Annotated in this window: 23 protein-coding genes; 7 read left to right on the forward strand and 16 right to left on the reverse strand. The window is 32.2% G+C overall.

Translation table 11 applies throughout. From position 1 onward, the window contains the following. Positions 1–47: 47 nt before the first annotated feature. Both CN925_RS20075 and CN925_RS20080 read right to left on the reverse strand, forming a co-directional pair. Complete coding sequence (locus tag CN925_RS20075) at positions 48–1,754, reverse strand: AMP-binding protein (RefSeq protein ID WP_098848574.1); 1,707 nt, start codon at positions 1,752–1,754, stop codon at positions 48–50. Between the two features lie 125 nt (positions 1,755–1,879). Then, positions 1,880–2,689, reverse strand: coding sequence for a sugar nucleotide-binding protein (locus CN925_RS20080; RefSeq protein ID WP_180233030.1), 810 nt, complete (start codon positions 2,687–2,689; stop codon positions 1,880–1,882). Between the two features lie 154 nt (positions 2,690–2,843). Here CN925_RS20080 and dat point away from each other — a divergent pair, with 154 nt between their 5' ends. Both dat and CN925_RS20090 read left to right on the forward strand, forming a co-directional pair. Beyond that, complete coding sequence (dat, locus tag CN925_RS20085) at positions 2,844–3,728, forward strand: D-amino-acid transaminase (protein ID WP_098848576.1); 885 nt, start codon at positions 2,844–2,846, stop codon at positions 3,726–3,728. A 25-nt stretch (positions 3,729–3,753) separates the two neighbouring features. Next, positions 3,754–4,047 carry a hypothetical protein gene (locus CN925_RS20090; protein ID WP_098848577.1) on the forward strand — a complete coding sequence of 98 codons (294 nt, stop codon included), beginning with the start codon at positions 3,754–3,756 and terminating at the stop codon, positions 4,045–4,047. 96 nt (positions 4,048–4,143) lie between these two features. Here the strand turns inward: CN925_RS20090 and CN925_RS20095 are convergent, their stop codons facing one another. The 5 genes from CN925_RS20095 to CN925_RS20115 form a co-directional block, all read right to left on the reverse strand. Beyond that, positions 4,144–5,376 carry an ABC transporter permease gene (locus CN925_RS20095; RefSeq protein WP_098848578.1) on the reverse strand — a complete coding sequence of 411 codons (1,233 nt, stop codon included), beginning with the start codon at positions 5,374–5,376 and terminating at the stop codon, positions 4,144–4,146. Continuing rightward, a complete protein-coding gene (locus tag CN925_RS20100) occupies positions 5,377–6,261 on the reverse strand; it encodes an ABC transporter ATP-binding protein (protein WP_098848579.1) in 885 nt (294 codons plus the stop codon). 180 nt (positions 6,262–6,441) lie between these two features. Next, positions 6,442–6,843: a DUF350 domain-containing protein gene (locus CN925_RS20105; protein ID WP_098848580.1), complete on the reverse strand. Its 402-nt coding sequence runs from the start codon at positions 6,841–6,843 to the stop codon at positions 6,442–6,444. A gap of 21 nt (positions 6,844–6,864) precedes the next feature. Next, positions 6,865–8,109, reverse strand: a complete 1,245-nt coding sequence (locus CN925_RS20110) for a glutathionylspermidine synthase family protein (protein ID WP_098848581.1) — start codon at positions 8,107–8,109, stop codon at positions 6,865–6,867. A 2-nt stretch (positions 8,110–8,111) separates the two neighbouring features. Further along, positions 8,112–8,468: a hypothetical protein gene (locus CN925_RS20115; protein ID WP_098848582.1), complete on the reverse strand. Its 357-nt coding sequence runs from the start codon at positions 8,466–8,468 to the stop codon at positions 8,112–8,114. Positions 8,469–8,755: 287 nt separating this feature from the next. On the opposite strand from CN925_RS20115, the gene CN925_RS20120 reads away from it, so the two are divergent. Beyond that, the gene (locus CN925_RS20120; RefSeq protein ID WP_098848583.1) at positions 8,756–9,196 is read left to right on the forward strand and encodes a hypothetical protein; all 441 of its coding nucleotides are present in this window, start codon (positions 8,756–8,758) and stop codon (positions 9,194–9,196) included. Positions 9,197–9,231: 35 nt separating this feature from the next. Here CN925_RS20120 and CN925_RS20125 read toward each other — a convergent pair whose 3' ends face one another. From CN925_RS20125 to zapA, 6 genes are all read right to left on the reverse strand, one after another. Beyond that, positions 9,232–9,687, reverse strand: a complete 456-nt coding sequence (locus CN925_RS20125; RefSeq protein ID WP_098848584.1) for a GNAT family N-acetyltransferase — start codon at positions 9,685–9,687, stop codon at positions 9,232–9,234. Positions 9,688–9,696: 9 nt separating this feature from the next. Then, entirely contained in the window at positions 9,697–10,566 is an 870-nt protein-coding gene (locus tag CN925_RS20130; protein ID WP_180233031.1) for an alpha/beta hydrolase, read from the reverse strand. A gap of 229 nt (positions 10,567–10,795) precedes the next feature. Then, on the reverse strand, positions 10,796–13,150 hold the full coding sequence (locus CN925_RS20135) for an endonuclease MutS2 (RefSeq protein ID WP_098848586.1): 2,355 nt from the start codon (positions 13,148–13,150) through the stop codon (positions 10,796–10,798). A gap of 14 nt (positions 13,151–13,164) precedes the next feature. Continuing rightward, positions 13,165–14,889 carry a DNA polymerase/3'-5' exonuclease PolX gene (gene polX, locus CN925_RS20140; RefSeq protein ID WP_098848587.1) on the reverse strand — a complete coding sequence of 575 codons (1,725 nt, stop codon included), beginning with the start codon at positions 14,887–14,889 and terminating at the stop codon, positions 13,165–13,167. Positions 14,890–14,935: 46 nt separating this feature from the next. Further along, entirely contained in the window at positions 14,936–15,463 is a 528-nt protein-coding gene (locus tag CN925_RS20145) for a CvpA family protein (protein WP_098848588.1), read from the reverse strand. Next, positions 15,456–15,746, reverse strand: a complete 291-nt coding sequence (zapA, locus tag CN925_RS20150; protein WP_098848589.1) for a cell division protein ZapA — start codon at positions 15,744–15,746, stop codon at positions 15,456–15,458. Before zapA ends, CN925_RS20145 begins: the two co-directional genes overlap by 8 nt. A gap of 96 nt (positions 15,747–15,842) precedes the next feature. Between zapA and rnhC the strand changes: the two genes are divergently transcribed. Beyond that, entirely contained in the window at positions 15,843–16,775 is a 933-nt protein-coding gene (gene rnhC / locus CN925_RS20155; RefSeq protein WP_098848590.1) for a ribonuclease HIII, read from the forward strand. 80 nt (positions 16,776–16,855) lie between these two features. Here rnhC and CN925_RS20160 read toward each other — a convergent pair whose 3' ends face one another. Beyond that, the gene (locus tag CN925_RS20160) at positions 16,856–17,128 is read right to left on the reverse strand and encodes a hypothetical protein (protein ID WP_098848591.1); all 273 of its coding nucleotides are present in this window, start codon (positions 17,126–17,128) and stop codon (positions 16,856–16,858) included. A 119-nt stretch (positions 17,129–17,247) separates the two neighbouring features. Here CN925_RS20160 and CN925_RS20165 point away from each other — a divergent pair, with 119 nt between their 5' ends. Further along, complete coding sequence (locus CN925_RS20165) at positions 17,248–17,688, forward strand: DinB family protein (protein ID WP_098848592.1); 441 nt, start codon at positions 17,248–17,250, stop codon at positions 17,686–17,688. Between the two features lie 14 nt (positions 17,689–17,702). Beyond that, the gene (locus tag CN925_RS20170; protein ID WP_098848593.1) at positions 17,703–18,170 is read left to right on the forward strand and encodes a PH domain-containing protein; all 468 of its coding nucleotides are present in this window, start codon (positions 17,703–17,705) and stop codon (positions 18,168–18,170) included. 185 nt (positions 18,171–18,355) lie between these two features. Here the strand turns inward: CN925_RS20170 and CN925_RS20175 are convergent, their stop codons facing one another. After that, entirely contained in the window at positions 18,356–18,970 is a 615-nt protein-coding gene (locus CN925_RS20175; RefSeq protein WP_098848594.1) for a PH domain-containing protein, read from the reverse strand. A 314-nt stretch (positions 18,971–19,284) separates the two neighbouring features. Between CN925_RS20175 and CN925_RS20180 the strand changes: the two genes are divergently transcribed. Next, positions 19,285–20,841 carry an ABC-F family ATP-binding cassette domain-containing protein gene (locus CN925_RS20180; RefSeq protein WP_098848595.1) on the forward strand — a complete coding sequence of 519 codons (1,557 nt, stop codon included), beginning with the start codon at positions 19,285–19,287 and terminating at the stop codon, positions 20,839–20,841. A gap of 54 nt (positions 20,842–20,895) precedes the next feature. On the opposite strand, the gene CN925_RS20185 is transcribed toward CN925_RS20180, so the two are convergent. Continuing rightward, positions 20,896–21,489 carry a nitroreductase family protein gene (locus tag CN925_RS20185; protein ID WP_098848596.1) on the reverse strand — a complete coding sequence of 198 codons (594 nt, stop codon included), beginning with the start codon at positions 21,487–21,489 and terminating at the stop codon, positions 20,896–20,898. Positions 21,490–21,580 lie beyond the last annotated feature (91 nt).

Raw genomic sequence — 21,580 nt, forward strand, 5'->3', positions numbered from 1 at the left:
TTCGAAGTAGAAAGAGGGATGCTTATGTCATCATCCCCCATCTATTACTAGATCAAATTTTCATCAGAATCATTCGGTTTCATACTTTTTAGTTTTTCTTCTTCAAGTAATGTTCTTCTTAAAATTTTACCAATCATTGTCTTTGGCAATTCACTTCTAAATTCATAAAATCTCGGAACTTTATAAGCTGCTAAATATTTCCGACAAAAGTCATCTAGTTCAGTCTCAGTCACTGATTTTCCTTCTTTTAATACAATGTAAGCTTTAACTGTTTCTCCACGATATGAATCAGGAATTCCAACTACCACTGCTTCTTTAATAGCCTCATGTTCATATAATACTTCCTCAATATCTCTAGGGTAAACGTTAAACCCTCCTGCATTGATCATATCTTTCTTACGGTCAACGATATAAAAGAAACCTTCTTCATCCATATAACCTAAATCACCTGTATATAACCAGCCATCCTTTAATGTCCCTGCAGTTTCTTCTGGACGATTCCAATACCCCTTCATTACTTGTGGTCCAGAAACGATTACTTCACCAATTTCACGATAAGGTAATTCCTCGTCAGTTTCTAGTGATACAATTTTAGCATCTGTACTTGGCCAAGGGACTCCAATGCTACCCGTTACTCGCTTATCCCATAAGAAATTACTATGTGTAACTGGAGAAGCTTCTGATAAACCATATCCCTCTACTAATTTTCCACCTGTCACCTTTTCAAATTGTTCTTGCACTTCGACAGGTAATGCTGCAGAACCACTTAAGCAAGCATGAATACTTGAAATATCGTAATTCTTTAATTCCGGATGATTTAATAATGCAATATACATCGTTGGTGCACCTGGGAACAATGTAGGTCGATATTTATTTATCGCTTTAAGCATTTGGGTTGCATCAAATCTTGGAACAATAATCATTTCATACGCACACATGATTGATAAGTTCATACATGTTGTCATGCCATATACGTGAAAAAATGGTAATACAGTCAAAATCTTTTCTTGACCCTTCTTACTTTTATATAACCATTTTTCCGCCATTAACGTATTCGATGCTAAATTTTTATGTGTAAGCATTACACCTTTAGGAAATCCTGTAGTTCCTCCTGTATATTGAAGTATGGCTACATCTTCTACACTGCTACTTGAAAGATCTTGTTCGATTGGTGCAGATATTTGCATAATAAAACTAAATTGATGAATCGAATGATCATTAGGAATTTCAGGTGCCTTTGGCTGTTTTGAATAAGGATATAAAAGCTTTTTAAAAAACGGTAAATAGTCCTTAATGGAAGTAACAAAAATATGTTGAAGATTAGTAGATTTTTTTACTTCGTATACTCTATTAATTAATAAATCTAAACAAATAATAGCGGTTGCACCACTATCATTCATTTGATATTCAAGTTCACGCTCAGTATATAGCGGATTTGTTTGGACGATAATTGCTTCAGCAAAAAGTATCCCATAATAAGCGATCACCGCTTGAGGACAATTAGGAAGCATAATTGCAACCCGATCACCTTTTTTAATTCCTAAATTCCTTAAAAAATTGGCAAACCTTAATGACTGAATATAAATTTCATTAAAGGTCATCGATTTCCCAAGGAAATTAAGCGCTTTCTTTGCTGGATATTTTGAAGCTGTTTGCTTTAAATATGTTGGTAATAAATCAAACTGTGCGTCTATTGTAGCTGGTATTTGCTTTGGATACTGACTCACCCAAGGCCTTAATCTTGGTTCCTCCATACCATTCACCACCAGTATTTTAAAAGTATGTTCGTACTAAAATTAGTATATGTTACAAATTTCAGCTATACAATCAAAATATTAAGAATATTTAATCATTAGTGTTTTTTTAATTTTATTGGTATTTATCGAACTAATTGGTCAATTACTTCATCGCTATCATAGTAAAAATTAGGTGATAAATCGGTACGGCTAGTCAGTAATCCAAAATTGTATTCTTCAAAGTTTTCTAACGTAAGAGATTTAACTTTCCCCTTATTTGATAATCTTTTTACAAGTTTAAAAATAAATGAATATTGTGTGTCTATATCGTTTGTTGCAAGATGGAATATCCCTTTTAAATCATTTTCAATAATTGTTCTTACTTGCTTTGCAATTCCTGTGTCAATTGCATGATTTAAAAAAATATTGTCATATGCTTCAATTTCTTGATCTTTTTCTATTTTCTCCTTTAATTCATTTAATCTTGGTGATTGTTTTCCCCAAACCATCGGTAACCTTAAAACGATCCCGTTATCGCCAATCTCATTCATAATTAATTCTTCACATTTTATTTTAAATTGTCCATAATCTGATTCAGCAGCAGGTAGATCATTTTCAGCATGATGCTTTGAAACTTCTCCATCAAAAACATTTGTTGTAGAACAAAATAAAAATTTCATTGAAGTTGATTTTATTTTTTCTATTATTCTAGCATGTGCCTCAAATTGAACATTAAAATCACCACGTAAACAAGAAACAATTACATCTGGGCATATACGATCAATCCAGACCAAAATTTTCTCAATATCATTAATATCCCATTGTAATTGATGATCATTTTTCAAATTCAATTTTGTTTGATTAAACGTCCCATAAACGTCATAATCAGGTGAAAATTCTTTTATTAAAGCCTTCCCAACTAGTCCGCTAGCTCCTAAAATTAATAAATTCATTGTCTCTCTCCTTTTTACAAAATATTTAATAAATTTGTGATATATTGAATGTATCATAATTAGCAATGTTTACAAAGTTCATAATTTTAAAGTCCAGACTAGATGAAACTTTTAATCGAGCAGACTAAAAAAGATAACAGAAGGTGGGGATTATATGAAAACAAAAGTTCTTTTAAACAATCGTATTGTCGATTTAAAATCTGCAAATGTAAATATTTTAGATCGAGGTTATCAATTTGGAGATGGCGTTTATGAGGTTATTCGTTTTTTCAATAAGTCATATTTTGAACTTGATGCACATTTAATTCGCTTAAAGGAAAGCTGTGAAAAAATATTAATACCATTTAAAATGCACTTAAAAAAACTTGAAAGTGATTTAGTTTATTTAATGAATACTTGTGATTATGATAATGGATATGTTTATATCCAAATTAGTAGAGGTGTAATGAACCGCAATCATATTTACCAAGACGAAGCTAATTTAAAGCCACAACTTATTGCTTATACAGTAAGAGAAGATCATCGACCATTAAAGCAAATGGAAAAAGGAATCACTGCTTATTTAACGAATGATATTCGATGGCTCCGCTGTGATATAAAAAGTTTAAACCTATTAGGTAGTGTTTTAGTAAAAAACGAGGCATATGCTAAAGGAGCGAAAGAAGCAATTTTGCATAGAGATGGGATCATAACAGAAGGGTCAGCAACAAACGTATTTATCGTAAAAAACTCTACTTTATTCACCCACCCTGCCAATCACTTAATTCTAAATGGCATTACCCGAAAAGTAGTACTTGAAATTGCAAAAAAAGAAAGAATCGAAGTAAAAGAGATTCCATTCTCAATTGACGAACTTTTAAATGCAGATGAAGCTTTTACAACAGCATCAGTTTCTGATATCTTACCTGTTACTTCCGTTATAATTGATGAAAAAACTTATTCAATTGGTTTAGGAAAGCGCGGAGAATTAACAAAGAGAATTCAAGATGCATACACTTGTTTAATTGATAAAATTCCACAAGATCAGTCAACAAACTAGACTGCATATAGGGGAGTGACTTCATTTGGCAATTGTTATAGCAATCTTGATCGCCATAATTGGTGCAGCTCTTGCTCACATTTTTACGAAAGGACAATCTAAAAAAAGAAAATACATCATATGGGGTATCGCAAATATGGTAGCCATTGGGCCATTTTTGTCATTTGCCATTGGAATAACGTACGCTATTATCGAAGGAAATGGCTGGGCAGCGATGTTGATGTGGGTATTGTACCCAATCATATTTGTTATTGGACTCATTCTGTTAATAATAGGGATTTTCATGAAAAATAGTGCCAATACAAATAGTTATCAATAACTTTAGTTGCCTATTTAAGTGTTATTCCAATACCTTAACACAAACAAAAAAATAGATCTCAAAAAGTCAGCAATTTGACTTTTGAGATCTACTTTTTTATTGTCTTTTTAATAATCTAGCTACATCTTTCCATTTTACCTTTTCACTGTAATACATTACTCCATTAACATAAATACGGCTAGCAACACGAGTTAAAATCATTATTGAAACGATTAAAATTAATATACTAGCACTTATTTCTACCAAATTCATTTCCCCACTTACAAATCTAGAAAATGCTACAAGTGGCGCAAAAAACGGAATATATGAGCTAATTTGGACAAATGTACCATCAGGATTTACTAATGCATTAATACTAATAAAGAATGCCGCTATAACTAAAATAGTAATTGGCATTAGAACCATTTGGAGCTCTTCTGTTCTTGAAACTACTGATCCAATTGCAGCGTATAGTAATCCATAAAGTAAATAACCTAATAAGAAATAAACTACAAATGCAATGATTGTTGTAGTATCTAATGCCTCTAAATCGATTTTCATTCCAAAAAATGATATTGCATCAGAGTTCACCCAGCCTAATAAATTGGCAAATAGAAAACCTAATCCTAATACAACAAGTTGTGCACATGCTACAAAAAATACTGCAATAACCCTTCCATATAAAGTCACAACAGGACTTACTTTAGGTAGTAATACTTCCATTACTCTAGAAGACTTTTCGGCAACAATTCCAGTTGCGATTGAATTTCCATAAATTAATAGAAACATATATAGTAAAAAACCAAAAAAGTAAGCTATTCCAAATGTAGCCATCGGATCTTCTAGAACATTTTCATTTACTTCTACTTTTTGTAATAACTTTGTTGCTGATTCAGGCGATAGCTTTAAATCTTGGGCAGTTTTATTTAAGTAATCTTGCTGTAAAGTCATATTCATTACTGAGAGCACTTCACTATTTGAAAACTTTTTATATGTATATTGAATTGACGGGACATTGTTCTTTTCTGATAGAATAATCAGTCCATCTTTTGATCCATCTTCAACCTGATTTTTAAATTCTTTTTCTTTTGATCCATCGCTCTGCTCAATTTTTGCGGATTTAATTGTTTTGTTTAAACTAGCAATATCTACCGAATAATTTTTCGAATGATTGATTAAAACAATTTTATCTTTATCATCCTTATTACTCTTTTCTGTACCTGCAAAATATTTTTGTACTCCAAATACTCCAACGACTAATAAAAATAAAATAACACTCATAATCAACGTTGCTTTTGCCAAAAGACCTTCACGTAAATGAAAGAAAAAGACAGTACTAAACTTCTTCATTTATTTCGCCCTCTCTATAAAGATATCATTTAGTGTAGGCTCTAATAATTGGAACTTCTTTATAGAACCCAAGTCTGACTTAATACGATTTAAAATCGAAAAAGCTTCCTCATCACTTTTTACCTTTACGTAAATTCCTAATTGCTTTTGTTCATAACTGACATGATTTGAATCGAGTATTTGTTTAATCGATGTTAGATCTTCTAAGATTAAATTTCTATACCCATAATCCTCTTTTAATCTATTTAAACTACCTTCTGCGACTACGTTACCGTTCTTAAGTATACAAACATGCTCACAAAAAGCTTCCACTTGATCCATACGGTGGCTTGATAATATAACCGTTTTCCCTTTCTGAATTTGTTCGGTAATAATTGAAGCCATTAACTCCGCATTAACTGGATCTAGACCACTGAATGGCTCATCTAGAATAATCAACTCAGGGTTATGTAATAAAGTTACGATAAGTTGAATTTTTTGTTGGTTACCTTTTGAAAGTTCTCCTGCTTTTTTATTTCGATAATGCGGTATTTCTAATCGGTCTAGCCAATATGTTATAGCAACATCAACCTCTTTATTAGACATACCTTCTAATTTACCGAAATATTTAAGCTGATCAACAACCTTGCTTTTCGTAAATAATCCTCTTTCTTCAGGTAAATACCCTATCTTAACTTTATCTGAATCAAAAGGGCTCCCTTTCCAGGTTATTTCTCCTTTTGTAGGTGTAAGAAGACCTAATAACATTTTAATAGTGGTCGTTTTGCCTGCTCCATTTCTACCTAATAAACCTAGTACTCTTCCTGTAGGCAAAGTCAATGACAATTCGTTAACGGCAATCGTTTCTCCAAAATTTTTAGATAGCTGTTTTATTTCTAAAGTCAACGCTCTTCCTCCTTTTCGAAGTTTTAAGTAAAAAAATACCTAAATTTTCCTATACATTAAGCATACATTTAATAGAATTTTAATGAAAGGTAAAAATCGTAATTTGTTTGTCAATTTATTTTACAATTATAGATCACAATGAAAAAATGAGAATACTGATCTAGCATTCTCATTTTTTTATTAATATGAAATACTACCTGAAATTAATAAACCTACTGTTACACTTAAAGTAAACAATAAAGCAGCTACTGCAATATTTCCTTCTTCAACTTTTTTCGCGAACGATATTTTCGGAAATAATACAAATTCTGCAATCCAATAAGTAACCATTTGAGCTATAATACCAATTAAGCTCCATATAATGAAATCACCATAGTTAACTGAATACTTTGCAGATGACATAATAACAATTGCTAATCCTACTAATTTTCCCGCTAATTTCAATGCAACGGCAATATTGCCATCATCTAAAATTAATTTTTGTTCACTCATCTTTGTCGTAAAAGTGAAAGCTAAAAATCCAATAAATAAAAGAATAAGTCCCGATCCTAAATACATCAACGTACTAACAATACTTTCCATTTATTCTCATCTCCTTACTAATTAATTATGTTCTTCAACGATTCCTACTGGTAAAAAACAACTTTCGTTTCCAGTAATAATATTACCGGCACGTACACCAATTGCACCGTATTCTTCTTTAATTAAAAAACTACCAATTAATACATGCAAATCTAACATTCCATCAGGAGTCATAACTTTTCTAATAGGTAAAGGTGAATATTGTTGAAATACCATCACTTGATCATGATAGTTATTTTGTTTGCTAGTTTGACTTTGCTCCCCGTTAATAATCTTAATTGAATCTCCTTCACGGCCAAATGCAGGTTTTACTACATATGGAATATTGTGTTCAATAAAGAAATCTGGCTCTAAAAATGTAGGTAGAAAATGTTGCTTAATTACATCATGTTCTTCGATAGTAAAAACATCTGACTTTTCGATATGTAAATTCCAAATTAATGCTTGAACAGCTTTGGACTGTAGTAAGAATGCTGATAATGGATTGAAAATAATCAATTTACCGTCTTTAACAAGTTCTAAAAGGGCCAGGCCAATTTTTGTTCCATCTGTGGACTGATCAAGCTCTAGGTGTTCAATTGGATAGGTTTGACGATAAAGAATGTGTATTTTCTCCCCTTTAGGAGTGTAAAGTCCATCGTTTTCAATAATCTGTAAATCCTCTAACGAAATTAATTGACTCTTCCCCTTATATAGAGATTGAATATATTTAACTGTTTTCCAATCCTCTTCATGATCTCCATGTGCTGTAAAAACAATAATTGGTTCATCCAATCCTTTTATGCTTTTATTAACAACATCATTTATGACGTGAGAAAGTTTCATTTCACTATCAGCATTAGGATTCTTTAAATTAAAATAATCCGTAATGTAACCATTAACATGATGGGTTTCCATAATAAAAGTTGGCGTGTCACTATTGCATTCATAATGTTTCCAACCATCCGCTGTACAAACAAGGTCAATTCTTCTAATGATTCCTTCACTTTCAATCGTTTTATGACGTAAAAAAGGCACGATTTCCTTTGAATAACCAAGCATATATAGAATATCATCAGGTAACTGTCTCATTAATCGAGCAGTCTTATCATAGATTTTTCCAATTTGTTCAGTAATAGAATGAACTTCATCAACTTCACTTTCAGTCAATGGATAAAAGTCTAATAAAGCATAATATGAATCTTGTAAATCCGCCCAAAAATCCGGAAGTTTTTGATATACTTCTTTTCGTTTTCGTCTATGATTCTGTAAATTCACAATATCCATTATTAACCACCAAATCCTCCAGATGAACCTTTTCCAAAACCACTTTTACTTGAGGACGAAGTATGCCCTGCATATTTTCTAGAAGATTTATAGCTCTTATAAGAACTACTACGATGAAGTGCATTTCTTGTTGGATAAAATATTCCGCCATGATAATAGCTATGATAGTAATGACTAGTATCATCATCACAAACCCAAACACCTTCGTCATCATCAAACTCCCAATCACGACAATCGTCATTGTTCGGCTTATCTGGTCGATCAGCATTTTGAGTACCACAGCCAGCTAATGTACTCACTGCCAATCCACTCGTTAGTGCGATACTAACTTTTTTCATTAATAATGATGTTTTTGACATTGGGATCTCCTTTCGAGTATTGTATTATTCTATTCTATACTAAACTAATCCCTCTCTTAATGTATATACAAATCAGCATTAGCTATCCCTCTTATTCCCGTTATCTTAAAAACTAACTTCCCGAATCTCCACTACCAGTACCCCTTTTTTCAGCTGAGGAATTTGTTCTTTTTCCAATTAATTTTTTATGTTTTTAATTCACCTAAGTGAATTTAGAAATAAATACATTTCTATCCAAAACTGTGTTATATACTAATGTATACAGTATGACTAAAGGAGTTTGAACAATGTTTAATACAGATACTATTTTTGTTCTTGAATATCGATTAATTGATGGGGAATTTACACGACCTATCTATCATTTTCCATTTTTATCAAAGGTCCAAATCTTTACAAGAAGATATTGTGATTACTTTATTTTAAATGGTTTCGTATACGAGAATAGAGGCTCTTATATCGAGGAAGATCGATATGTAATTGAAGTAATTGAATCAGATATGGAAAATACTCCTTTTTACCATTTAAACAGACCGTTAGGCATTGAAATTAGAGATGTCGATTCTTTTGATGAAATTCATTTCTATGAGAGTGGAGATGAATTAGATCTACTTTCTTGGCTCCAATCAACTTATATTACAATAAATCATCAAATATATGAGCAAACTTCAAATGAAGTTGATCAAGACCGCAATACTTACGTGATGTATGTTAAACCGTATAATAAATAACAAAAAGCTACCTAAGACTTCCTAGGTAGCTTGTTTTATAAATATTGTTCTAGCTTGATTAAATCCTTACACTGTATGCCATTTTCCCAAATTTCTTCATCATAATGATCAATAAAAAAGTCATAAAAAACAGTACTGATTTGAAATCCGCAATTTTTATATAAGGCTAATTGATGCGTACTTGAGTTACCGGTACAGATCGAAATTTTTGAATAGCCAAGTTTTTTAGCTTCTTTCATACCAAAGTGGATTAAATTTTTTCCAAATCCTTTTCCTTGGAAAGCAGGATCAATTGCAATATTTTTAATTTCAATCTCTTCACTTGAATGCTCCATTAATACTAATATACCGACGATTATATTATCATCTAGTACTTCATATAGATTACTCTTTTGAATATATTTATCTACCATTTCTTTTGATGGGTCAGCTAGTAACAATAGATTCCAATGCTCTTTAGCTAGAAATTGAATTTTATTAATTTGATTCATTGATCCTCCCTACTTTTTTAATCTTGCCTTTAAATAATTTATCGTATCATTGGTGGATTTTTGTATCGAAAGATTTGTAAATCCATGGTTTCCATTTTTAAGTGCAATCAACGTAACCATTTTTGGATTTTTTTTAGCAAATCGCTCAGATTGACTGAACGGAACAAGCTGATCTCCTGTGCCATGTACGATAAAGATTGGCACTTTTGTCTTTTCTACATATTGAATAGGACTCATCCGATTATACTCATCTGTCATTTGATCAACAGAACTATTCATATATTTATCGACGATTTCTGAACTTCTTGAAGAAGTAGATTGATTCATAGTCGTTAAGTCTGTAATTGGATACCAAGCAATAATATATTTTATTTTGCTTTGTATATCGGGCTGCAAACCAGTTAATAAAGCTAAATGTCCACCAGCAGAAGCACCAGCGAGCCCGATTTTAGTACGATCAATTCCTAATTCAGTTGAATTTTTGTAAATAAATTCGATTGCTGTTTTCACGTCACTAACTGGTATATTATACGAGTAATTTTCTTTCGAATACAGTGTATAGTCTATACTAATTGCTATATATCCATCTTTTACTACTTCATTAAAAATCGTGCTCCAACGTTTATTTAACGCTTTACTTCCATATCTCCAAGATCCACCATGAACAAATATTAACGTAGGTGATGGACCGTGTGAATTTTTAGATCGGTATATATCAAAGGTTTGTGGAACTTGGGCAAGATTTGTGTAACGTACATCTCTTTGTACAATAATATCTTTACTTACATCATTTATCTTCTTTTGGTGTTTATGTTGAAAACCATTAAATCCAACAAAGACAATAACAAAGATGACTAATGCTAAAATGATTTTCTTCAAGCCAATTCACCTTTCTAATTAAAAAGAGACTAACTCAAGTTATGTTTTCTAGTATTATTGTTATGTAAGACCTTTAACGTCTACATAAATTAATAGAAATACACTAATGATGCTAGTCTCATTTACTTTATTTAATAACTGTTACATACAAAATGCCCCAAATTAAAAATACTGCACAAACCGCAAATAATATTTTTGCCAACTTTTCCATCTTAGAACCCCTATAACCTTATTTTAAATCGACAACAGTAACACCTATTCCACCCTCGGACGCTGCACCGTATCGATAGGATTTAACTGCTCTATGTTTTTTTAAGTATTCCTGTACCCCTTGTCTTAATGCACCAGTTCCTTTTCCATGAATAATATTAATTCGAGGATAGCCGGCTAATAATGCATCATCGATATATTTTTCAACACGAATTAGGGCATCTTCATATCTTTCACCTCTAAGATCCAGTTCAAGATTCACATGAAAATCCTTACCTTTTACAGATGTAACCGTTCGTTCTTTTACTTCTTTAGGTGAACTTACATATTCGATATCTTTTTCTTTAACTTTCATTTTAATAATCCCGAGCTGAACTTGCCATTCACCTTCACTAACTTGTTCAAGTAATGTACCTTTTTGATTAAAGCTAATCACTTTTACTTCGTCACCTTCACGAAGCTTTCTTTGTTTCTTTTGAGCTGGCTGTGGAATTGTTTTCTTTGGAGCATAAGGTATTGCCCCTTCCAAACGGGTTCTTGCTTCAATTAATTCATGATCTTTAATCGAAGCTAATTGACTATTCTTTAACTCTCTAAGCTCTTTAATAATTTCCTCAGCTTCTTGTTGTGCTACTCTGACACGCTTTTTCGCTTCTTCCTGTGCTCCACGATATAATTCATCACGGTGCTCATAAAATTCCATCATTTGCTTTTGTAAATCTTTGAAAACACGCTCCGATTCTTTACGGAAATCTTCTGCTTCTTTCCACTCTGTTTCGGCACCTTTTCTACTCGTTTCTAAAGATGCAATCATATTTTCAACTTCATTACTTTCTTCACTTACATGATTTCTTGCTTTTTCGATTACACGATTTGAAAGTCCTAGTCTTCTAGAAATCTCAAATGCATTACTTCTACCTGGAACACCAATTAAAAGTCGATAAGTAGGACTTAATGTTTCTACATCAAATTCAACACTAGCATTCATAACGTGCTCTCGATTGTAACTATATGCTTTTAATTCAGGATAATGCGTTGTTGCTACTACTCTTGCACCGTATTCACTTACCTCGTCTAAAATTGAGATTGCTAAAGCCGCACCTTCCTGTGGGTCAGTTCCAGCTCCTAATTCATCAAATAATACAAGACTACTATGATTAACGTGTTTTAGTATATCTACAATATTCACCATATGAGAAGAGAATGTACTTAAGCTCTGTTCGATTGATTGCTCATCCCCAATATCGGCGAAAATTTGGTCGAACACACAAATTTCTGAACCGTCTAAAGCAGGAATTTGTAAACCAGATTGTGCCATTAAAACACAAATACCAATCGTTTTTAAAGTAACCGTCTTACCACCCGTATTTGGACCAGTAATGACAATCGTCGTAAAATCCTTACCTAATTCAATATCATTAGCTACTACTATATCTCTTGGAATTAGAGGATGACGTGCTTTTTTTAATTTAAAATATCGATCATTATTTAAAATTGGTTTACTTGCCTTAATTGAATGTGAGTAATTAGCTTTTGCAAATAAGAAATCCATTTCAGCTAAAATTTCAACATTCTGCAATAAATCCGCTGAAGCTTCCGCTACTAAACCTGTTAAAGCCATTAAAATTTTCTCGATCTCTTGCTCCTCTTTTACTTTTGCTTCTTGTAAACTATTGTTTAATGTAACAACAGCTTGTGGCTCAATAAATAATGTTTGCCCAGAAGAAGATTGATCATGAACAATCCCACCATAAACATGTCGATATTCTTGTTTTACTGGAATAACGAAGCGATCATTACGAATCGTTACAATTGAATCTGATAACATTTTTTGTGCATTAGCACCTCTAGTTAAACTCTCTAATTTTTCACGAATTCGAGCTTCAGCTGTTCGAACTTGTCCACGGATCGTTCGAAGCGTCACACTAGCGTCATCTAATACTTCTCCGTTATCACCAATTGCTGCCTTTATATTTTTATCTAATTCTAGTAAAGGGATGATTTGTTCACTTAATGATTCTAAATATGGAATTTCTACTTCACTCTCAATTAAGCCTTCAATAAAACGAATCATTTGACGACCAGCATATGTAACACCTGAAATCGCAATTAGCTCAGAAGGAGATAGCATTCCACCGATATCTGCCCTTTTTACTTGCATTCTGATATCTGATAATCCACCAAGAGGTACATTTCCTCGTAGTCGAATAACTTTTACTGCTTCGTCAGTTGATTCATGTAGTTCGACAACTTCATCATAACTAGTACTCGGTAAAAGGTTTTTAATACGTTCCTTACCTAGTGAAGATGAAGCGTGTTTAAGTAATTGTTCTTTTATTTTATCGTACTCTAAAACTCTTAATGTACGTTGCATACCCCGTAACCTCCTTACACTCGATTACGTTTCCTTTCAATCAAACTTAAAAGTTCGTGTAATTCAAATGTATTTACAATATTTTCTCTTTTTAACCAAGCCTTCTTGGCCGCACTAACCCCAACCGTCATATGCTCTAGCATATCAATATTATGTGCATCAGTATTAATTGATAGCATGACACCAGCTTCCTGTGCCATCATTAACATTTCTTTATTTAAATCTAACCGATTTGGATTTGCATTTAATTCTAAAATTGTACCTGTTTCTTTTGCTACAGAAATTAATTCTTCAGCATTTACTTTATACCCAGCTCTTCTGCCAATTTTTCGCCCTGTTGGATGTCCAATCATGCTAACATATGGATTTCTCATTGCATTTTTTAAACGCATCATGATTGTCTCTTCATCTTGACTAAAGCTGGAATGAATTGATGCGATAACAAAATCAAGTGAACGTAAAACATCATCTTCATAATCTAGGGAACCATCAGGTAAAATATCCATTTCTACCCCATGTAGAATTGTAAAATCAGTGTATTTTTCGTTTACACGTTGAATTTCTTCTTTTTGTTTCCATAAGCGCTCAGGAGTTAAACCATTCGCAACCTTTAAATATTGAGAATGATCTGTGATGACAATATATTTATATCCTTTAGCACGACATGCATCTGCCATTTCTTCGATTGAATACCCACCATCACTCCAAGTAGAGTGCATATGCAAATCAGATTTCATATCTTCTAAACGAATTAATGGATAATCGTTTGTAAAAGTTGAAACTTCCTTCCCATCCTCTCGAATTTCAGGTGGAAAACAAGGTAAATTAAAATGGGCATAAAAATCTTCTTCATTTTCAAAAGTTAAAACTTCTCCAGTATTAACATTTTCAACACCGTACTCACTAATTTTTTCATCACGCTCTTTAGCCAATTGGCGCATAGCTACATTATGATCCTTTGAACCAGTAAAATGATGCAAAGTTGTAGCAAACTCCTTTGGTTGAATAATTCGGAAATCAACTGAAATCTCATACTCAACACCTTTTAAAACAAGAGAAACTTTAGTATCTCCCTGTGCAATTATTCGAACAATTTCTGGCATCGAAAGTAATTGTTCTTTAATACTTTCCGGATTAGTAGACGCAACAATGAAGTCTAAATCTTTAACCGTTTCACGTACTCGTCGTAAGCTTCCAGCTCTTGAATACTTCTCGACATACTTCATTTCTGCTAAATAAGCTTCAATTTTATCAGCAATCGGTAGTACATCTGCTAATGGCAAGCGTTCAGGCTGCTTACCAAACTCCTCGATTGATTCTAAAATATTTTTCTCTGTCTTTTTACCGAATCCAGCTAATCCTTGTAACTTACCATTTAAGCATGCTTCTTTTAACTGCTCCATGCTCTCAATTTGTAATAATTGATATAGCTTAGCTACTTTTTTTCCACCTAATCCTGGTAGTCTAAGTAAAGGAAGTAAAGTTTTAGGTAATGACTCTTGAAGTTCCTCCAATACCGTACTTTTACCAGTTTCAATATATTCTAAAATTACTGCAGAAGTCCCTTTTCCGATTCCTTTTATGGCAGTAAAGTCGTCGATTTGTTCAAGACTTCTTTCATCTGTTTCTAATGCATTTGCCGCTTTACGAAATGCTGATATTTTAAAAGCATTTTCACCTTTTAGTTCTAAATAAGTAGCAATTTGTTCTAACAGTTTAATTAACTCTTTTTTGTGCATTTTAAGTCACCTACTTAACATAAAAATTGTTTTTCACTAAACTCGATTATAGTATTTCAGAACTAGAAAATCCGTTCCATAATTCCATTAGTTGATTTGATATAAATGGTGTATGTTGGACCATAAGATACGCAATATTTGATTTATGTAATAAAACATGAAGTGAATCGATTGGTATGATTAAAGCGATAAAAAGAGCCAAAACCGAAAATAAATAGACTTCTATAAAACCAAAAATCCCACCTAATAAGGAGTTCATCTGCTTTAGAACAGGTAATTGGAAAACTCCATTTAATAACGAACCAATAAATGAAATGACTAGTCTTGTCCCAATAAATAACAAAGCAAAAGCGATTATTTCATAGACAAACTGCTCTGGATTTACGACCTGACCACCGCTTATATGAATTGGCAATATTTTCTTTAGCGAAGTAGCGGTCTGCTCATAATAATGATAAGCTAAGTATAAGGATAGTAAAAAACCTAGTAATCGAACAAGGCTGCTAATAAATCCTCTTTTCCAACCTGTAAAAATTCCTAAAATAAAAATAATAAGTATAATTAAATCAATCATTCTTTTCCTGCTCACTTTTCGTTTGTTTTTCTAATAATTTTTCGAGCATATTAGCTCTTTCTTTTAATTTCACATAATCACTTACAATATTTAATGCTGTCAATACAGCTAATTTATTAGTATCTAATAATGGATTTTTTTTATTTATTTCTTTCATTTTATCATCTACAATTGAGGCAACATGGCGAATATGATCTGTTGACTCGTCACCAGTAATTGCATAATGTTGCCCATAAATAGTTACATTTAGTTTTTGTTTCGATGAAGAATTGGACAACTTCATACCTCCATTCAGCTCTTAAACATTCTAACCTTAACTATAACATGAAATTCAATACAAACAAAAGTATTGGAAAATATCCATTTAAAGGAGAAATTTATGTCAAACACTGTAATAACAGTTTCTGAGGATACTCTCTTAAAGATGAAAGAACACTACCAAAGTAGCCTTCAATCAAAAGTACCACAAGGTGGAGTATTTATGGCCAAACCAAATGGCTGTACAATCACAGCATATAAATCAGGTAAAGTAATGTTTCAAGGCTCCAATAGTGATGCCGAAGTAAGTAAATGGCAAGGAAAATCGGCTAGCCAAACTACTAAAAAAGCAAACCCTACCAATACGAATTCAACTTTACCAAAAAACTTTTCAAGTCTTGCAGTGATCGGTAGTGATGAAGTTGGTACAGGCGACTACTTTGGTCCAATGACTGTAGTAGCTTCTTTTGTAGAACCAAGTCAATTCGAATTATTAAAAGAATTAGGCGTAAAAGATTCCAAAGAATTAACTGACGATGCCATATGCAGCATAGCAAAAAAAATTGTTCATGTCGTAACTTACAGCCTATTAGTACTCAACAATGAGAAATACAATTCAATGCAAGAAAAAGGCTATAATATGAATAAACTAAAGGCGTTACTACATAATCAAGCAATTCGAAATACGATTTCAAAATTGGGAGATAAAAAATATGACGCCATCTTAATTGATCAATTTACTCCTCCAAATCTGTATTACAACTATTTAAAAGGGACTAAAGAAGTTATTCGTGATAAAGTTCAATTTGCTACTAAAGCAGAAGGTTTGCATCTCTCAGTTGCAGTTTCTTCGATTTTAGCCCGCTATGCTTTCCTACAGCAAATGGATCAATTAAGCGAACAAGCTGGAATGTCTTTACCAAAAGGCGCTGGAGCAAAAGTTGATCAAGCTGCTGCAAAACTAATTAAATCCAAAGGTTTTGAAGCTTTACGAAATTTAACGAAATTACATTTTGCTAATACTGAGAAAGCATTAAAGATTGCTAAAAAATGAGAGTTACGGAGGCTTGATATCATCTCGCTTCCTACGAAAAGTTACGAAAACATCAAAAAAGCTGTATTCTAAACATTCATTTAGAATACAGCATCTACTATAAATACAATGAATCCTAATAAGCTAGCAACTTGTTTTTGTTTTTTATAGCGAAGCATCGGTTTAGATAATAAAAATAAACAGATCAAAAATCCAAAAGGGATCGGTAACCAAAATAACCTAAAAGGTAAAGATGCTAGTACATAATAACCGATCATTTGAAACCCAAGATTACTAACATCCCGCAAAATGGCATCTTTATAAACTGCTAACACACCAACTAACAATCCGACATAAAGTAAAAAGATTAACATCAAGCCACCTCCAAGATTGTCCTACTAATAACCTATTCACCTATGGCTTGTCTAAAGACTCATAAAGAAAAATGTTTAAACATATCCATAATATGTAGAAACGAAGGAGGAATACTTAGATGAATAATTTAATAAACGAATTTAGTAGTCTAATCCAATCAGTACCAAAAATCATTAGAGCCTTATCAAATACAGACTTTAAACCAAGTCTTACAAAATGGTCTAAAAAAGAAATACTTGGACATCTTTGCGATTCTGCAACTATGAATCATAAAAGATTTATAGATCGATTGTCTTCTAATGATGAACTCGTTCTTGAGCTTTATAAACAAAATTCATGGGTAGAGCTAAATGATTATCAAAATAGCTATACCATTGAAGAAATACTTTCATTATGGACTGCTTTAAATTCTCGTTTCATAAATGTGCTATCAAACATGTCAGAAGACCAATGGAAACTACAATATATTAGTCAAAATGAAGAGGCTGTTACACTAAGTTGGTTATTTACTGACTATATTGACCATATGAAGCACCATTTAAATCAAATATTAGGATAGGTAAAGGTATCGCCATGAAATTTAAGGTGAAGAAAAATCCTCTTTTAGTCGCCCTAATTCTGAGCTTAATACCCATTATTTTTTCAGTTCCCATCGTTAGCTTTATTGAAGCCGATCGCACAGGAATCATCATAAGCTTAGTAGCCTTTGTCTTTTTATTTCCAATATTAATTACCCTAGTATACGCTTTATTCAAAACATACCATGAATTAACCGACAATGAATTCAAATCAAAATTCGGATTCATAACAATTACAATTCCATATAGTGAAATCAAAACAATTAATTTCTCCAATAATCCAATTTCATCACCTGCATGGACCTTCAAACGTTTAAAAATTGAATATAAAAAATACGGATATGCTTTACTATCTCTTCCAAAAGATGAAGACAGTTTTTTACAAGAAATAAAAAAACGCTGTCCAGATGCCACTATATTAAATCGTCAAAAAGAAGAAGTTTTAATTAAATATAATCTTTAAACAAAGAAAACTCACAAGATCATACTATCCCTTGCGAGTTTTCTTTGTTTATGATTGATTTTTTGTCAGAACCCCTCATGAGTCCTTTTCCTTTTTCCCTTACTCATAAATCCTTAATCTAAAGAAGTTAACCGATATAAAAAAAAGCCTCATAAGCAATTTAACTTATGAGACCTCTTACATAATTAATTATTAATATATTTCTCAAAAACTGATCCGAAATCTTTCACTTTGTATTGCTCTCTAGATTTCATTAACCATTCAAAAGCAGCTTCATTAATTTCTTTAAAACTGTTCACTACATTATTTTCATTTGACGTTACGCGACCTAATGTAGTAGAAGCAATTTCGATGCTTTCTTTAGCATATCCAAGTGATTTTTCATTTTCATGACTAATTTCAGCAATCATTAGTAATGCTTTATAAAGGTCCTTAACTTGTTCAATATGTTTTTTATGAACATCAATCGAAAACTCTCTACCACCCATATTGAACTTAATTTCAACATCTAAATCAATTGTACCAGCTGTTTCAAGTAAAACATGTGTGATTTTATGAGTGTGATAATTATAACGATGAAGTGTACGTTTCTTACTGATTGCACTTGTACCGTCTAAATGAATTAAAGCCTTATTCGTAAAGCAATACTCATCTGATTTTGATTTAATTAAGAAATAAATTTTTTCATTATCTTCATGCATTACATAATCGTCAGAATCAACTTTGTCATAATTTTTCGGTTCAATAACACTACCTACATCACTTAAACCAAGCATATCTGCAGCAACTTTACCAAACATTTAATTTCCTCCTCTAAAATAGTAGGGTACGGCTATTTAAGTATTTATACGCCTTCAAAACCCAATTTTTAACTGTTACACTTCTGAATTATACAGTAAATACAAAAATATGGGGATAGGCATAGTAGGGGGATATGTTTTTTTTTCCTTTTTTTTATAAGGTCTACTATTTTAATTCGGGTCTAACCCTTCCCCCCTTAATTTAATGTTGAACACATCCCCGGTTGCAGACTATAATTAGATGGTGACTGTTTAAATTCCGTTCTTTCAATAAGAACATTATTATATGAAAAATAAAGAAAAGGTGTCGATCTATGAGTATTTTAACTGTTAAAAACTTAAGCCATGGATTCGGTGATCGTGCAATTTTTAATGATGTATCTTTCCGTCTATTAAAAGGTGAACATATCGGTCTTATTGGTGCAAATGGTGAAGGTAAATCAACTTTCATGAATATCGTTACTGGAAAATTACAGCCTGATGAAGGTAAGGTTGAATGGTCTAAAAAAGTACGTGTAGGTTATTTAGATCAGCATGCTGTATTGCAGCCAGGTATGACAATTCGTGACGTATTAAAAAGTGCTTTCCAATATATGTTTGATATGGAAAATGAAATTAATGAATTATATGTAAAAATGGCTGATGCAACTCCAGAAGAAATGGAAAAAATGCTTGAAGATGTTGGTGTTCTTCAAGATACTTTAACAAATAATGATTTCTATATCATTGATGCTAAAGTTGAGGAAATTGGTCGTGGTTTAGGTTTAGATGAGATCGGACTAGATCGAGATGTAACTGAACTTTCTGGTGGTCAACGTTCAAAGGTTCTTCTATCAAAACTTCTTTTAGAAAAACCAGATATCTTATTACTCGATGAGCCTACTAACTATTTAGATGAGCAGCATATTGAATGGTTAAAGCGTTATTTACAAGAGTATGAAAATGCTTTTATTTTAATTTCACATGATATTCCGTTTTTAAATAGTGTTATTAACTTGATTTACCATATGGAAAACCAAGAATTAAATCGTTATGTTGGTGATTATGATAATTTCAAAGGAATTTATGAAATGAAAAAATCACAATTAGAATCAGCATATAAACGTCAACAACAAGAAATCTCTGAACTAAAAGATTTCGTTGCACGTAATAAAGCGCGTGTTTCTACACGTAATATGGCTATGTCTCGCCAAAAGAAACTTGATAAAATGGATGTAATTGAGCTTGCACGTGAAAAGCCAAAACCAGAATTCAACTTCAAACCAGCTCGTACTTCAGGTAAATTAATATTTGAAGCAAAAGATTTAGTAATTGGTTATGACGAGCCTCTATCTAAACCTTTAAATCTACGTATGGAACGTGGACAGAAAATTGCTTTAGTTGGTGCGAACGGTATCGGTAAAACGACGTTAATGCGTAGTTTACTTGGTGATATTAAACCAATTTCTGGTGAAGTAGAACGCGGTGAATTCCTTCACATTGGATACTTCGAACAAGAAGTAAAAAGTGATAATAATAAAACATGTATTGATGAAGTTTGGGATGAATTTCCATCATTTACACAATATGAAGTTCGTTCAGCACTTGCAAAATGTGGTTTAACGACAAAGCATATTGAGAGTAAAGTTGCAGTTTTAAGTGGTGGAGAAAAGGCGAAAGTTCGTTTATGTAAGTTAATTAATCAAGAAACAAACTTACTTGTACTCGATGAGCCTACTAACCATTTAGATGTAGATGCTAAAGAAGAGCTAAAACGTGCACTAAAAGAGTACAAAGGAAGTCTTTTAATTATCTGTCACGAACCTGAATTCTACCAAGGTTTAGTAACAGACGTATGGAATGGCGAAAACTGGACTACTAAGGTGTTTTAATTTAATACAAAAAAGAGAGACGAAAAAATTGTTTCGATCTCTCTTTTTTTGTTTTTAAAGTGAAATATTTTGACTTAGCTTTGAAGTCCATTCACTTGGGTGTTTTCTTTTCTTTGTTCCTTTTGGGATTGAATTGATATAACCGATATGAAGAGCTCCTAAAATTTTTCGATTTTCTGGTATGCCCATCTCTTTGTAAAATTGTTTATCAAAAATATAAGGGTTTGTACGCCAAACCATTCCAATATTTTTTTCCCAAGCTGCTAATTGTAAATTTTGTACAAATGCACAGGTTGCTCCGATCGCTTCTAAATTTTTCTTTTCATTTACTGAGTGATCTGTCGTTATAATTAAGTGCAAAGGTGTGTCAACGATATACGTTTTAAAGAATTCTGTTGATTTTTTTATTTTCTCAACTGTATATGTTTCAGTTAATTCCATTCTTTCGTAACTTTCTACAATTTTTGAAGCATAATATTCTTTTTCTTTCTCTTCTGAAACCATAATAAATTGCCAAGGCTCTTCTTTACTGTGGAAAGGAGCATAAGATGCTGCCCCAAGTAGCTCCATAAATTCTTCCATATTAATTGGATCCTTTTTTGTATCTCTAATCGTTCTTCTATTTTTAATAAAATTTAATATCGACATTGAACGTTTTCCCCTTATTCTCTTATCTTAAATTCATTATAAATGTAAATGATAATCATTTTCAACCTAACTTTGAAATTTTGATTACTTT

The organism is Bacillus sp. AFS055030 (genome assembly GCF_002574545.1).
Classification (GTDB): domain Bacteria; phylum Bacillota; class Bacilli; order Bacillales; family Bacillaceae_G; genus Gottfriedia.

Excerpts from the sequence above, each read along its gene's own strand:
- CN925_RS20080 (WP_180233030.1), bottom strand. The coding sequence starts at position 2,689 with ATGAATTTATTAATTTTAGGAGCTAGCGGACTAGTTGGGAAGGCTTTA.
- CN925_RS20175 (WP_098848594.1), bottom strand. The coding sequence starts at position 18,970 with ATGTTTGGTAAAGTTGCTGCAGATATGCTTGGTTTAAGTGATGTAGGT.
- CN925_RS20165 (WP_098848592.1), top strand. The coding sequence starts at position 17,248 with ATGAATAATTTAATAAACGAATTTAGTAGTCTAATCCAATCAGTACCA.
- CN925_RS20115 (WP_098848582.1), bottom strand. The coding sequence starts at position 8,468 with ATGTCAAAAACATCATTATTAATGAAAAAAGTTAGTATCGCACTAACG.
- dat (WP_098848576.1), top strand. The coding sequence starts at position 2,844 with ATGAAAACAAAAGTTCTTTTAAACAATCGTATTGTCGATTTAAAATCT.
- CN925_RS20180 (WP_098848595.1), top strand. The coding sequence starts at position 19,285 with ATGAGTATTTTAACTGTTAAAAACTTAAGCCATGGATTCGGTGATCGT.
- CN925_RS20105 (WP_098848580.1), bottom strand. The coding sequence starts at position 6,843 with ATGGAAAGTATTGTTAGTACGTTGATGTATTTAGGATCGGGACTTATT.
- CN925_RS20170 (WP_098848593.1), top strand. The coding sequence starts at position 17,703 with ATGAAATTTAAGGTGAAGAAAAATCCTCTTTTAGTCGCCCTAATTCTG.
- CN925_RS20075 (WP_098848574.1), bottom strand. The coding sequence starts at position 1,754 with ATGGAGGAACCAAGATTAAGGCCTTGGGTGAGTCAGTATCCAAAGCAA.
- rnhC (WP_098848590.1), top strand. The coding sequence starts at position 15,843 with ATGTCAAACACTGTAATAACAGTTTCTGAGGATACTCTCTTAAAGATG.
- CN925_RS20095 (WP_098848578.1), bottom strand. The coding sequence starts at position 5,376 with ATGAAGAAGTTTAGTACTGTCTTTTTCTTTCATTTACGTGAAGGTCTT.
- CN925_RS20110 (WP_098848581.1), bottom strand. The coding sequence starts at position 8,109 with ATGGATATTGTGAATTTACAGAATCATAGACGAAAACGAAAAGAAGTA.
- CN925_RS20160 (WP_098848591.1), bottom strand. The coding sequence starts at position 17,128 with ATGTTAATCTTTTTACTTTATGTCGGATTGTTAGTTGGTGTGTTAGCA.
- CN925_RS20185 (WP_098848596.1), bottom strand. The coding sequence starts at position 21,489 with ATGTCGATATTAAATTTTATTAAAAATAGAAGAACGATTAGAGATACA.
- zapA (WP_098848589.1), bottom strand. The coding sequence starts at position 15,746 with ATGAAGTTGTCCAATTCTTCATCGAAACAAAAACTAAATGTAACTATT.
- CN925_RS20135 (WP_098848586.1), bottom strand. The coding sequence starts at position 13,150 with ATGCAACGTACATTAAGAGTTTTAGAGTACGATAAAATAAAAGAACAA.
- CN925_RS20145 (WP_098848588.1), bottom strand. The coding sequence starts at position 15,463 with ATGATTGATTTAATTATACTTATTATTTTTATTTTAGGAATTTTTACA.
- CN925_RS20120 (WP_098848583.1), top strand. The coding sequence starts at position 8,756 with ATGTTTAATACAGATACTATTTTTGTTCTTGAATATCGATTAATTGAT.
- CN925_RS20125 (WP_098848584.1), bottom strand. The coding sequence starts at position 9,687 with ATGAATCAAATTAATAAAATTCAATTTCTAGCTAAAGAGCATTGGAAT.
- polX (WP_098848587.1), bottom strand. The coding sequence starts at position 14,889 with ATGCACAAAAAAGAGTTAATTAAACTGTTAGAACAAATTGCTACTTAT.